Source organism: Chitiniphilus eburneus, from assembly GCF_005048205.1.
GTDB classification, from domain to species: domain Bacteria; phylum Pseudomonadota; class Gammaproteobacteria; order Burkholderiales; family Chitinibacteraceae; genus Chitiniphilus; species Chitiniphilus eburneus.
Genome location: NZ_SUMF01000034.1, coordinates 26,300 through 38,053, shown reverse-complemented (window position 1 = coordinate 38,053; position 11,754 = coordinate 26,300). Strand labels below are relative to the sequence as shown.

The following is an 11,754-nucleotide window of genomic DNA, read 5'->3' as shown; positions in this document are numbered from 1 at the left end:
GGCGCGTGCCGCATGCTCATTGCGCGCCGGGCGCGTCGAGCATGGCGGTCTCGATCTCGCGCAGCACCTGGCGCGCGGCAAGCGGACCGCCAACGCTGGTCCACAGCGCGGCATCCACTTCGCGCACCTGCCCAGCACGGGCGGCTTTCAGCTCGCGGAATTCCGGCTCCTTCATCAGGCGGGCCAGCTCAGCCTGTTCGCCCTTGCCGTTGACGAAGGCCCCGATGAACAGCCAGTCGGCATCGATATCGCCCAGCGCCTCGCGCGAGAGCGGCGCAGCGTGGCCGACGCCGGGCTGGCGCTGCGCCAGGGGCCGGGTCATGCCCAGGTCCTGCGCCACGCGGCCGGCGAAAGCGTCGCCCAGCATGTAGACCGGGCCTTGCGGCGTCCAGCGCACGATGCTGACCGTGGTGGTGGCGCGCTCGCCCAGCCGGGCGCGCAGCGCCTCCACACGCTGCTGGTAATCCTCGAGGAAGGCATCGGCCTGCGCCCGCCGACCGAGCGCATCGGCCACGCGGCGCATGCTGTCCTGCCACGGCTCGCCCCGCTTCACCGTCACCATCGTCGGCGCGATCCGGCCCAGTTGCGCCAGGACCTGCGGGTCGCCGTTGCCACCGGCCAGGATCAGGTCGGGCCGCAACGCGACCACGCGATCCATGCTCGGCTGACCGAAGCCGCCGATGCCTTCGATGCCGGCAGTCAGTTCGCCCAGGTACGACGGCGGCGCGCTCTGGCCACGGCCATTGGTGGTGCCCACCGGCGTGATCCCCAGCGCCAGCGCGATGTCCAGGTCGTTTTCCGACAGCACGATCACCCGCTCCGGGTGGATCGGCACGGCCAGTTCCTGGCCAGCGGCATCGGTCACCTGCCGCGTCGCCGCCACCGGCTGCGAGGCGGTGGCATCGCCCGGGGCGGAGGCGACGGCGGCATTCTCGGCCTTGCCGCAGGCGGCGAGCAGCAGGGCGAAAGTCAACGAGACTAGGCAGCGGGCGACGGTCATGCGGATTCCTCTTCATCCATGATGCGGTGGCGTTCCTGGTGATACGTTTCTTCGTCCTGGCCGGCGCGCCAGTACGGCACGGCGTACAGCGCGCGCCGCGCGATGCCGCGTTCGCGCAGCAGGTGGGCGCGGATCGCCACCACCGCGCCGCTTTCCCCGGCAACGGTGGCCGACAGCGCCGTATCCGGCGCCGGCCACGACAAGGCGCGGATCGCGTCCAGCAGCAGCGTGCTGCCCTCGGCCGGCCCCTGGCGCACCAGCCAGCGCAGCGCGATCCCTTCGGGGTGACGCACCGCGTGCCGGTCGGCGTCGTCCGGCACCTCGATCAGCGCCACGCCGCGCGCGTCGGGCGGCAGCCGCTCCAGCACGGCGGAAATCGCGGGCAGCGACGACAGGTCGCCGGCGAACAGAAACCACTGGGCACCGGGGGTATACGGCACGGTCGCCCCGGGGCCGGCCAGGCCGAGCACGTCGCCCGGCTGCGCGCGGCTGGCCCAGCGCGAGGCCGGGCCGTTGTCGCCGTGCAGCACGAAATCCACGTCCAGTTGCTGCGTGGCCGGGTCGTACTGCCGCACGGTATAGGTGCGCGTGATCGGGCGCCGGCCTTCCGGCCAGACCGGCCCATCCGGGCCCAGCTCGGGCATCAGCGGCGTGGCCTCTCCATCGTGCGGGAAGAACAGCTTGATATGCAGGCCGCCGCTGCCTTCGGGAAAGCCGGCCAGGTCCGGCCCGCCGAAGGTCACGCGGCACAGATGGCGGCCAATCGCCCGGGTATGCCGCACCTGGAGGCGGCGGGGGGGCGTCCAGCGCGGGGGGGCGGTATCGCTCATGGGAACTCCTCTGGCAATGCGGCGGCCACCGGCCGGATCGACGGCGCGGTGGAAATCGGTAAACGGGGGCGGCGGGACGCGACGGCGACAAAGCCGGGCGCAAGGTCGGGGCGGCGACGCGAGCCGGGACACTGCTACGCGCACAAATGATAATGGTTCCCATTAAGGCAAACAACCGCAACGCACCCGACAAAGTGCCATCGGGCAAGCCGGGACAACAACGGCGCCACGCGATCCGGGGCTGGGGGTCGATGCGCCGCGGCGGCTATCGCCGCCCGCGCGATTTGCATAACATGGGTCGCCCATTGCCCACCGCCCTTGCCATGCTGCCCCGCCTGCCGCACCTGCCCGCCGATCTCGCCCTCGTTTCCCGCCCGTTCCAGGTGGACGACACGCAACTGGACGCCCTGCTCGACAGCGGCCTGGCGCTGCCGCCATCGCTGGCGCACGCGGTGCTGAAGCGCAAGGTGGAGTTCCTGAGCGGGCGCGACTGCGCGCGAGCCGCACTGGCCCAGGCCGGCCATGCCGGCCCGTTCGAGCTGCCCATCGGCGACGACCGCGCGCCGTGCTGGCCCACGGGCTGGGTCGGCTCGATCAGCCACAGCAAAGGCTGCGCGGCGGCCATCGTGGCGCAGGCGACGGCCTATCGGGGGATCGGGCTGGACCTGGAACGCCTGATCCCGCCCGAGCGCGCCGCGCCCTTGCGCGAGCAGATCGGCCACGCCGGGGAATGGCAACTGGGCGAGACGCTGGGCCTGGCGCCGGGCCTGTGGTTCACGCTGGTGTTTTCGCTCAAGGAAGCACTGTTCAAGGCGCTGTACCCGCAGGTGGGGCGCTACTTCGGCTTCGAGGACGCCACGCTGCATGCCTTCGCGCCCGGGCAAGGCATCGCCCGCCTGCGCCTGAACGCGGACCTGGCGCCCGGCCTGCCCGCCGGCACGGAGGTAGCGGCACAGGCGGCCTGGAACGCCGAGCACGTGCTGTCGCTGTGCCTGGCGCCGCGCGACGCGCACGCATGAAAAAACGCCCGCATGCGGGCGTTCTTCCTGGCGGCGGCATCGCCACCGATCCAGCCGGGCGCGGCGCGCGACGAGCGCGGCGGCGCCGAGGGATCAGTGGTGGTGACCGTGGGCGCCGTGCACGTGGCCGTGGGTGATTTCCTCGGCCTCGGCCTTGCGCACATCCTCGACCTTGCCGACGAAGCGGACGGTCTGGCCGGCGAAGGGGTGGTTGGCATCGACGGTGACCTTGCTGCCCTCGACTTCGGTCACGCGGAACAGCAGCACGTCGCCGGTTTCGGGATCATCGGCCTCGAACATCATGCCGAGTTCCACTTCCATCGGGAACACGCTCTTTTCCTCGGTGCGCACCAGCTCCGGCTCGAATTCGCCAAAGGCTTCGTCCGGCTGCATCGTCACATCGATGCTGTCGCCCTTGCTCTTGCCTTCGAGGGCTTCTTCGACCAGCGGCAGGATGTTGTCGTAGCCACCATGCAGGTAGGCAATGGGCTCTTCGGTCTTGTCGAGCGACTTGCCCTCGACATCGAACATTTCATAGTGGAGCGTGACGACGGTGTCTTTGGCGATTTGCATCGGTGGAATCATCCTGGGTTCTGTTGACGTTGAATCGAAGGGCTGGCCGGATCATCTGGCCGGGCAAGGTCGCCCGTGCGCGCAAGTATACACGCCGGCTCCTTCCCTTGATCGGGCGGCTCGCCGACAAGGCGCCCCGTCAGTCCTCGGCGGCACCCAGCGACTGCACCAGCGAGAGGATTTCCGCCGCGTGGCCCTTGGGCATCACATGGTAGAACGCGTGGCGGATCAGGCCATCCTTGTCGATGACGAAGGTCGAACGGTCGATGCCGTAGCGCACCATGCCATGCGCCTCCCACTTCTTCAGCGCGTGGTAGCGCCGGCTCACCTCGCCCTCGGTATCGGACAGCAGCTCGAACTCGATGCCCTCCTCCTCCCGGAACAACTCGTGCGCCAGGCACTCATCCAGGCTGACGCCCAGGATGACGGTATTGTGTTCGGCGAAGGAATCCACCCGCTCGCTGAATTCGACGGCCTCCGCGATGCCGCCCGGGGTGTGATCCTTGTTGAAGAAGTAGAGCACCACGTTGTGCCGGCCGCGATAATCGGCAAGCTGGATGAGGTCCATGTTTGCCGCCGGCAGCGCAAAATCCGGAGCGTTATCGCCTGAACTCAACATATATACGGCCTCCAATCTGTTCATCGCAGGTTTGCCGACAGCCACCAGTTGCCGGTGAGATAATCGCCGTATTCCATACACTTTTTCTATATAGCTCAGATGTCCGAAACGCTTCTCGGCGGAATGACGCCCACCCGTTTTCTGGCCGAATACTGGCAAAAGCAGCCGCTGCTGATCCGTGGGGCGGTCACCGATTTTCCCGAACCGATGGACCTGCCGCGCCTGAGCGCGCTGGCCCGGCGCGACGATGTGGAATCCCGGCTGATCGAGTGCCGCAACGGGCGCTGGCATCTGGAACACGGGCCGTTCGACGCGCGCCGCTTCCGGCGCCTGCCGGACAGCGACTGGACACTGCTGGTGCAGAACGTCAACCACCTGGTGCCGCACATTGCCGAGCTTTTGTATCGCTTCGATTTCCTGCCCGGCTATCGGCTCGACGACCTGATGATCTCGTACGCCCCGCCGGGCGGCTCGGTCGGGCCGCATTACGATTCCTACGACGTATTCCTGTTGCAGGTGGGCGGGCGCAAGCGCTGGCAGATTTCCAGCGACGACGCGGGCAACTTCGTCGAGGATGCGCCGATCCGCGTGCTCAGGGATTTCAATCCCGAGCAGGAATGGGTGCTGGAACACGGCGACATGCTGTACCTGCCCCCCAAGTACGCGCATCACGGCGTGGCGCTGGACCCGGGCATGACCTACAGCATCGGCTTTCGCGCCCCCCGGGTGCAGGAAATCGCCGGCAAGTTCCTCGAGTTCCTGCAAGACGAACTGGTGCTGGACGGCATGTATGCCGACCCCGACCGCACGCCCACCACCGCGCCCGGCCTGATCGACCCGGCCTTTATCGGCGAAATCGGCAAGATGCTGCGGCACATCGAATGGGATGACGAAATGGTCGCCCGCTTCGTCGGCCGCTACTTCACCGAACCCAAGCCGCACGTCTTTTTCGAACCGCCCGAAGCGGCACTGGATTTCGACGTGTTCGCCGCAGCGGTGACGGCGCGGGGGGTGGCGCTGGACCTGAAGACACAGTTGCTCTACGACGACAGCCGGATCTACCTCAATGGCGAAGAACTGGACGCAGGCCCCGAGACGCACGCAGTATTGCGCAAGCTGGCCGATCGCCGCGCCCTTCCCCCCGGCGACTACGACGACGCCGTGCTCGAAGCCCTTTATACCTGTTACGACTATGGCTACCTTCATCCCGTGCAAGTTTGACCGTCCCGCCGAATACCAGCAGGCCATGCTGGCGCTGATCGCCAGCGCCGAGCGCGAGCTGAAACTGTTCGAGGACGATTTCGAGATCGCCGGCATCGCCAGCCGCGAGTTCGCCGATGCGCTGAACGAGCGCCTGACCGCGTCGGACGCGCTGACCATCACCCTGCTGGCGCTGCAACCGGATCACATCGCGCGATACGCGCCGCGCATCCTCGACCTGCGCCAGACCTGGAGCCACCGCTTCACGATGCTGCGCGTCGGCACCGTGCCGGAGCTATGGCACGCCGGCTTCGCCATTGCCGACGACGAACGCTATGTGAAGCGCCACCATTTCGACTGGCCGCGCGGCGAGGCCAGCGACGATGCGCGCGAGATCGCCGGCCTGAACCACGTGTTCGACGAACTGCTGCAACTGGGCGAATCGGCGCTGGACTGGCATCGCATGGTGCTTTAGCCACGGTCGCGCAAACGACAACGGCCACTTCAGTGGCCGTTCTGTCGAATGCCGTCGCATCCGCCAGGCAATGCGGCGCTCCGCCGCGCCTCAATCCGGATCGACCTTGCCCCGCAGCGCCTTGATCTTCCCCCGGCTGGCCTTGCCATCCAGCCGCCGCCGTTGCGCGCCGCGCGTGGGGCGGGTGGCAACGCGGCGCTTCGGCGTGGTCGCCACCTGGTCCAGCAGTTCCTGCAACCGCAACAGCGCATCGGCCTTGTTCTGCTCCTGCGTGCGGTACTGCTGCGCCTTGATCACCACCACGCCATCCTTGGTGATGCGCTGGTCGTTCAGGGCCAGCAGGCGCTCCTTGTAGACATCCGCCAGCGACGAAGCGCGGATGTCGTAGCGCAGGTGCACCGCCGACGACACCTTGTTCACGTTCTGCCCACCCGCGCCCTGCGCGCGGATGGCGCTGAACTCCACCTCTTCGAGCACGACCACCGGGCTGGCCATGGCGGTCAGCCGGGCAGCACCCGCGCGATCAGCGCATTGGCGTAGCGCGCCGCCAGCGGGATCGACACCTTGACGCCATTGCCGGCGGCGGCGGCCACCGGCTCGCCCTCCTTGCCGCGCATCGCCTCCAGCTTGAGCAGGACATTGCCGCTGGGGTGGATGATCTCCAGCGTATCGCCCACTTCGAAGCGGTTCTTCACCTCGATGTCGGCCCAGCCGTCGGTAATGGTGCGCACTTCGCCCACGTACTGGCTCTGCTTGGACCTCGAATGCCCGCTCAGGTAGTTCTGCGTATCGTGGCTGTGGTGGCGCTGGTAAAAGCCGTCGGTGTAGCCGCGATTGGCCAGGCCCTCCAGGTCGGCCAGCAACGCCGGGTTGAACGGCCGGCCAGCCACGGCGTCGTCGATGGCCTGGCGATACGTCTGCGCGGTGCGCGAAACGTAATAGCGGCTCTTGGTGCGGCCTTCGATCTTGAGCGAATCCACACCGATGGCCACCAGCCGCTCGATATGCTCGATCGCGCGCAGGTCCTTGCTGTTCATGATGTAGGTGCCGTGCTCATCCTCCATCACCTCCATCAGCTCGCCCGGGCGCTGGGTTTCCTCGATCAGATAGGGCCGATCCGCCAGCGGATGGCGCGGCGTATCGCCGGCGGCGGCGAACGCATTGTTGGCCTCATCCATCGCCTTGCGGAAATCGAACTGGATCACCTGCGCCTGGCCGGCATCGTCCTCGAACGCCTCGTGCACCTTGTAGTCCCAGCGACAGGCATTGGTACAGGTGCCCTGGTTGGGGTCGCGGTGGTTGAAATAGCCCGACAGCAGGCAGCGACCCGAATACGCGATGCACAGCGCGCCGTGGACGAACACCTCCAGCTCCATGTCCGGGCACTCCTGGCGAATCTCGGCCACTTCCTCCAGGCTCAGCTCGCGCGACAGGATCACCCGCGTCAGCCCCAGCTTCTGCCAGAACTTCACGCCGGCGTAGTTCACCGTATTGGCCTGCACCGACAGGTGGATGGGGACTTCCGGCCATTTCTCGCGCACCAGCATGATCAGGCCGGGATCGGCCATGATCAGCGCATCGGGCTTCATCGCGATCACCGGCGCCATGTCGGCCAGGTAGGTCTTGATCTTGGCGTTGTGCGGCAGGATGTTGCTGGCCACGAACAGCTTCTTGCCGCGCGCATGCGCCTCCTCGATCCCCTTTTGCAGGTTCTCCAGCTTGAAGTCATTGTTGCGCGCCCGCAGGCTGTAGCGCGGCTGGCCGGCATACACGGCATCGGCGCCGAAATCATAGGCGGCGCGCATGCGGTCCAGATCGCCGGCGGGCAGGAGCAGTTCGGGGGTTTTCAACATCATGGTGTCCAAAAGCAACGCCCCGCGCGGTGCGGGGCGGATCAATTCGATAGGCGCGGATTATACCCCAGCGCTGCCCAAGTTTTGAGCGCAGCCGCACCGGCCACGCCGCATCAAGGACTTAAGTGGCTTATCCACAGCTACTTCACACCATTGCTCCCATTGAGTGTGTAAAACCTGCCGTTCATCGCCCATATTCTAGGCACAGATGAAAACCTGCATGCGTTCAGTGGCTTAGACCGCTCATCCACAGTGCTTCAACAACTTTACCCTGCATTTCCGGGGATAAACGGTCAGTCGTCGCCGCCCCCGGCATCGCGGCACGGCTTGCCCAAAAAATAGGCTGCGCCATAAAAGCCCCTGGAATCAACCCCTTGAGGCAACGATCCACAGCCCTTCAACACGCCAACCCCGCGTAACCGTGGACAACCCGCCTTTCATCCACCGACGCGGCCGGCCAGTCGCAGCCCATTTTTTAGGCAATCACTGAAAGCAGCCTGCTTTCAGTGGCTTGGCGCAACCATCCACAGGCCTTCAACACCTCAACCCGCTCGCCGCGTGGATAACCGGGTGCCGGCCACCTGGCACGCGCTGGCGCGAAAAGCCCTTGCCGTATCAAAGCCTTGCGCAAACTGTCCGCAAACGATCCACAGCACGCTCCACCACGGCCCCGCAGCCCGAGCCCGCGACGCGCGCCGTTTCAAACGATCGTTTGCGTGCAAACCCCAATGCCGGCCGGCCCGGCGCATGGCTAAGGTACAGTCGAACCCCTTTGCACGGACCACCCGCGATGACCTATCCACACCTGCTCGCCCCGCTGGACCTGGGCTTTACCACGCTCAAGAACCGCGTACTGATGGGATCGATGCACACCGGGCTGGAAGAAGACCCGGCCGGTGGCGAACGGCTGGCGGCGTTCTACGCCGAGCGGGCGCGCGGCGGCGTGGCATTGATCGTCACCGGGGGCATCTCGCCCAACGCGGCCGGCTGTATCTATCCGGGTGCGGCGATGCTGGCCGACGCCGCCGAGCTGCCACGCCATCGCCTCGTGACCGACGCGGTGCACGCCGCCGGCGGCCGGATCGCATTGCAGATCCTGCATGCCGGGCGCTACGGCTATCACGAGGGCGCGGTCAGCGCCTCGGTGGTGACCGCGCGCATTTCACCGTTCACGCCGCACGCGCTGAGCCACGAAGAAATCGAGCAGACCATCGCCGACTTCGCCCGCTGCGCGCAGTTGGCACAGCAGGCCGGCTACGACGGCGTGGAGGTGATGGGCAGCGAAGGCTATCTGATCAACCAGTTCCTGGTGCGCCGGGTAAACCGGCGCGATGACGCCTGGGGCGGCGATTTCACGCGCCGGATGCGTCTGGCGCTGGACATCGTGCGCGCGGTGCGCGCCGCCACCGGGCCGCATTTCATCGTGATCTTCCGCCTGTCGCTGCTCGATCTGGTCGAGGACGGCGGCACCTTCACCGAGGCGGTGCAACTGGCGCAGGCGCTGGAGGCGGCGGGCGTGACGCTGATCAACACCGGCATCGGCTGGCACGAAGCGAGCATTCCCACCATTGCGGCGACGGTGCCGCGCGGTGGGTTCTCGTGGGTGACCGCGCAGCTCAAGCCCCACGTCGGCGTGCCGCTGATCGCAGTGAACCGCATCAATACCCCCGAAGTAGCCGAGCGCATCCTCGCGGCCGGCGAGGCCGACATGGTATCGCTGGCCCGCCCGCTGCTGGCCGACGCCGACTTCGTGGCCAAGGCCGCCGCCGACAACGCGCGCGAGATCAACACCTGCATCGCCTGTAATCAGGCTTGCCTGGACCATGTGTTCGAAGGCAAGCCGGCCACCTGCCTGGTCAACCCGCGCGCCTGCCGCGAAGCCGAGCTGGCGCCGCGCCCCGCCGCCCGCCCACGGCGCGTGGCGGTGGTGGGCGCCGGACCGGCCGGATTGTCCGCCGCGCTGACCGCGGCGCAATGCGGCCACACGGTGACCCTGTTCGAAGCCAGCGACGCGCTGGGCGGGCAGTTCCGCATCGCCAGCCGGATTCCGGGCAAGGAGGAATTCAAGGAAACGCTGCGTTACTTCCAGGTGATGCTGGACCAACACCAGGTCCAGGTTCATCTGAACACCCGGGTGGACGCCGACGCGCTGGCCGGCTTCGATGCGGTGATCGTCGCCACCGGCGTGGCGCCACGCGTGCCGGAGATCGCCGGCATCGACCATCCCAGCGTGGTGTCCTACCCCGCCGTGCTGCGCGGCGAAGTACAGGTCGGGCCGCGCGTGGCCATCATCGGCGCGGGCGGCATCGGCGTCGATACGGCCGTGTTCCTGTCCGAACCCGGCGAAACCGCCACGCCAGTGGCCGCCTACGCCCGCGACTGGGGCATCGACACCACGCTGAGCACGGCAGGCGGCCTGACCCCGGCACACCCGCCACGCTCACCGCGCGAAATCTGGCTGTTGCAACGCCGCCCCGGCAAACCCGGCAGCGGCCCCGGCAAGACCACCGGCTGGGTGCACCGCCTGAGCCTCCAGGCACGCGGCGTACACCTGCTGGGCAGCGTGGAATACATCGGCATCGACGACGAAGGCCTGACCATCCGGGTCAAAGGCGAAGCACAACGACTGGCGGTGGACCACATCGTGATCTGCGCCGGACAGGTATCGGTCAACGACCTCCACGCCACCCTCAGCGCCCGGGGCATCGATGCCCACCTCATCGGCGGCGCGGAACACGCCGGCGAACTGGACGCCAAACGCGCCATCGAATCGGGCATGCGGGTGGCGCTGGGGTTGTAGGGCATTCAGTCCGGGAATACGGAATCAAAATCCGTGGAGACGAAGGTCAGTCGAGTCCGGAGGATGCAAAAGCAGGATCTGTAGACACGGAGGTCGCGGAGACCACAGCGCGCACAGAGAAAACCGGGAGGGACAATGGTTTTTTCTCCCGATGTGGTCTTGCTCCGTGTTCTCTGTGCGCTCCGTGTCTACCGGTTTTTGTCAGCCCAGCAAGAAGCTACCGCCGCGCCGCCGCGCCATCCCATTCGGCGTATTCCACTTCCGGTGTGCGGAGCAGTGCGGCGACGAAGGCATCGCGGCCTTCGCCCGCGACGGGGTAGACCCAGGAGCCGAGCGCCAGTTGGCGGCCTTCGCCGAGCTGGACGCGATAGCGTTTGGCCAGTTGCGCCAGCAGCGTTTCGCGTTTGCTGTCGTCGCGGAATTTGACGATCATGCCCGGCGCGGCATCCTGCGCCGGCGGCGCGGCACAGGCGGTCAGCCCGGCTGCCACGAACAAGGCGGAACTCCAGCTCGCCAGATTCCGGTTGCGTTTGATCATGCTGTACATCCCCATGAAGCGCCCCAGGCGGGGCCGATGGCACAGTGACCGGCAGGGTGCCGGCCCGGCCGCGCCTCGCAGGGAACGAGATGCGGCCACCTGCCCGCGGATGGACGCGCCACGAGGCCACGGGGTTCCCGCGCGGGTGGCCAGGGGGATTCCCCCGCTGCGCGATGGCCCGCGACGGCAGGATGCAGAAGAGATGGGGCGTACGGCGCGGCGACACAAGTGCCGCGCGCAAAAAACCTGCCGGGGGCATGCGCCGCGCGGCAGGTTGGCGGGGAGCGGACGCTCAGCCCTGCGTGGCGCCATCCTCGCGGCGGCGGAACAGCGGCGTCGGCTGCTGCACGCTGGATTGATAGAACTCGGTGAAGTCGTCCAGGCCGCGCAGCGCGTCGTCGATATCCTTGTCGGCCCGCACCGCGAACGCGTCGAAACCGCAGCGCCACAGGTAGTTGAGCGTGTCCTTGAACACGTCGCCCACGGCGCGCAGCTCGCCGGTATAGCCCTGGCGCTCGCGCAGCAGGCGGCCGATGGAAAAGCCACGGCCATCGGTGAAGGCCGGGAAATCGACAGCGATCACACCAAAGACATTGGCATCGACCGGCAGCGATTCCGGCTCGTCGTCGGGGGCGAAGCACACGCCCAGTTCGCGGCCGGCCAGCTCGTCGCGGTGCTCCAGCCAGTAGCGGTACGGCACGATGACCTTGCCGCTGGCCGGCACGGTGATGCTGCCATCCTCGGCGGGCAGCACGCGGGTCCAGGTGTCTTCGACCACCTGGCGATTGATGATGACCCTGGGGCCGGCGTTGGGTGCGAGTTCTTGATCAGCAGACATGTTCACAAC

General features: G+C 67.3%; 12 protein-coding genes. 4 read left to right on the top strand and 8 right to left on the bottom strand.

What is annotated here, in order from left to right; all coding sequences use genetic code 11:
• Window positions 1-16 precede the first annotated feature (16 nt).
• Window positions 17-1,000 carry an ABC transporter substrate-binding protein gene (locus FAZ21_RS17795; RefSeq protein ID WP_136774773.1) on the bottom strand — a complete coding sequence of 328 codons (984 nt, stop codon included), beginning with the start codon at window positions 998-1,000 and terminating at the stop codon, window positions 17-19.
• The gene (locus FAZ21_RS17790; protein WP_136774772.1) at window positions 997-1,830 is read right to left on the bottom strand and encodes a siderophore-interacting protein; all 834 of its coding nucleotides are present in this window, start codon (window positions 1,828-1,830) and stop codon (window positions 997-999) included. The genes FAZ21_RS17795 and FAZ21_RS17790 overlap by 4 nt, the downstream gene beginning before the upstream one ends.
• 293 nt (window positions 1,831-2,123) lie before the next feature.
• On the opposite strand from FAZ21_RS17790, the gene FAZ21_RS17785 reads away from it, so the two are divergent.
• The gene (locus FAZ21_RS17785) at window positions 2,124-2,849 is read left to right on the top strand and encodes a 4'-phosphopantetheinyl transferase family protein (RefSeq protein WP_169307479.1); all 726 of its coding nucleotides are present in this window, start codon (window positions 2,124-2,126) and stop codon (window positions 2,847-2,849) included.
• Window positions 2,850-2,942: 93 nt separating this feature from the next.
• Here the strand turns inward: FAZ21_RS17785 and FAZ21_RS17780 are convergent, their stop codons facing one another.
• Both FAZ21_RS17780 and FAZ21_RS17775 read right to left on the bottom strand, forming a co-directional pair.
• Window positions 2,943-3,422, bottom strand: coding sequence for an FKBP-type peptidyl-prolyl cis-trans isomerase (locus FAZ21_RS17780; protein ID WP_136774770.1), 480 nt, complete (start codon window positions 3,420-3,422; stop codon window positions 2,943-2,945).
• A gap of 139 nt (window positions 3,423-3,561) precedes the next feature.
• On the bottom strand, window positions 3,562-4,041 hold the full coding sequence (locus FAZ21_RS17775; protein ID WP_136774769.1) for a peroxiredoxin: 480 nt from the start codon (window positions 4,039-4,041) through the stop codon (window positions 3,562-3,564).
• A 99-nt stretch (window positions 4,042-4,140) separates the two neighbouring features.
• Between FAZ21_RS17775 and FAZ21_RS17770 the strand changes: the two genes are divergently transcribed.
• Both FAZ21_RS17770 and FAZ21_RS17765 read left to right on the top strand, forming a co-directional pair.
• Window positions 4,141-5,262 (top strand): cupin domain-containing protein, encoded by a 1,122-nt coding sequence (locus tag FAZ21_RS17770; protein WP_136774768.1) that lies wholly within the window; start codon window positions 4,141-4,143, stop codon window positions 5,260-5,262.
• Window positions 5,234-5,716: a DUF7931 domain-containing protein gene (locus FAZ21_RS17765; RefSeq protein ID WP_136774767.1), complete on the top strand. Its 483-nt coding sequence runs from the start codon at window positions 5,234-5,236 to the stop codon at window positions 5,714-5,716. The genes FAZ21_RS17770 and FAZ21_RS17765 overlap by 29 nt, the downstream gene beginning before the upstream one ends.
• 90 nt (window positions 5,717-5,806) lie before the next feature.
• Here FAZ21_RS17765 and arfB read toward each other — a convergent pair whose 3' ends face one another.
• Both arfB and trhP read right to left on the bottom strand, forming a co-directional pair.
• Window positions 5,807-6,211, bottom strand: coding sequence for an alternative ribosome rescue aminoacyl-tRNA hydrolase ArfB (gene arfB, locus FAZ21_RS17760; protein ID WP_136774766.1), 405 nt, complete (start codon window positions 6,209-6,211; stop codon window positions 5,807-5,809).
• A gap of 5 nt (window positions 6,212-6,216) precedes the next feature.
• A complete protein-coding gene (gene trhP / locus FAZ21_RS17755) occupies window positions 6,217-7,566 on the bottom strand; it encodes a prephenate-dependent tRNA uridine(34) hydroxylase TrhP (RefSeq protein WP_136774779.1) in 1,350 nt (449 codons plus the stop codon).
• Window positions 7,567-8,359: 793 nt separating this feature from the next.
• Between trhP and FAZ21_RS17750 the strand changes: the two genes are divergently transcribed.
• Complete coding sequence (locus tag FAZ21_RS17750; protein ID WP_136774765.1) at window positions 8,360-10,369, top strand: NADPH-dependent 2,4-dienoyl-CoA reductase; 2,010 nt, start codon at window positions 8,360-8,362, stop codon at window positions 10,367-10,369.
• 217 nt (window positions 10,370-10,586) lie between these two features.
• Here FAZ21_RS17750 and FAZ21_RS17745 read toward each other — a convergent pair whose 3' ends face one another.
• Window positions 10,587-10,907 (bottom strand): hypothetical protein, encoded by a 321-nt coding sequence (locus FAZ21_RS17745; RefSeq protein ID WP_136774764.1) that lies wholly within the window; start codon window positions 10,905-10,907, stop codon window positions 10,587-10,589.
• Between the two features lie 292 nt (window positions 10,908-11,199).
• Window positions 11,200-11,745, bottom strand: a complete 546-nt coding sequence (locus FAZ21_RS17740) for a DUF934 domain-containing protein (RefSeq protein WP_136774763.1) — start codon at window positions 11,743-11,745, stop codon at window positions 11,200-11,202.
• Window positions 11,746-11,754 lie beyond the last annotated feature (9 nt).

Coding starts and splice junctions, on each gene's coding strand:
- FAZ21_RS17740 (WP_136774763.1), bottom strand. CDS start 11,745: ATGTCTGCTGATCAAGAACTCGCACCCAACGCCGGCCCCAGGGTCATC.
- arfB (WP_136774766.1), bottom strand. CDS start 6,211: ATGGCCAGCCCGGTGGTCGTGCTCGAAGAGGTGGAGTTCAGCGCCATC.
- FAZ21_RS17770 (WP_136774768.1), top strand. CDS start 4,141: ATGTCCGAAACGCTTCTCGGCGGAATGACGCCCACCCGTTTTCTGGCC.
- FAZ21_RS17795 (WP_136774773.1), bottom strand. CDS start 1,000: ATGACCGTCGCCCGCTGCCTAGTCTCGTTGACTTTCGCCCTGCTGCTC.
- FAZ21_RS17750 (WP_136774765.1), top strand. CDS start 8,360: ATGACCTATCCACACCTGCTCGCCCCGCTGGACCTGGGCTTTACCACG.
- FAZ21_RS17745 (WP_136774764.1), bottom strand. CDS start 10,907: ATGATCAAACGCAACCGGAATCTGGCGAGCTGGAGTTCCGCCTTGTTC.
- FAZ21_RS17790 (WP_136774772.1), bottom strand. CDS start 1,830: ATGAGCGATACCGCCCCCCCGCGCTGGACGCCCCCCCGCCGCCTCCAG.
- FAZ21_RS17765 (WP_136774767.1), top strand. CDS start 5,234: ATGGCTACCTTCATCCCGTGCAAGTTTGACCGTCCCGCCGAATACCAG.
- FAZ21_RS17775 (WP_136774769.1), bottom strand. CDS start 4,041: ATGTTGAGTTCAGGCGATAACGCTCCGGATTTTGCGCTGCCGGCGGCA.
- FAZ21_RS17785 (WP_169307479.1), top strand. CDS start 2,124: ATGGGTCGCCCATTGCCCACCGCCCTTGCCATGCTGCCCCGCCTGCCG.
- FAZ21_RS17780 (WP_136774770.1), bottom strand. CDS start 3,422: ATGCAAATCGCCAAAGACACCGTCGTCACGCTCCACTATGAAATGTTC.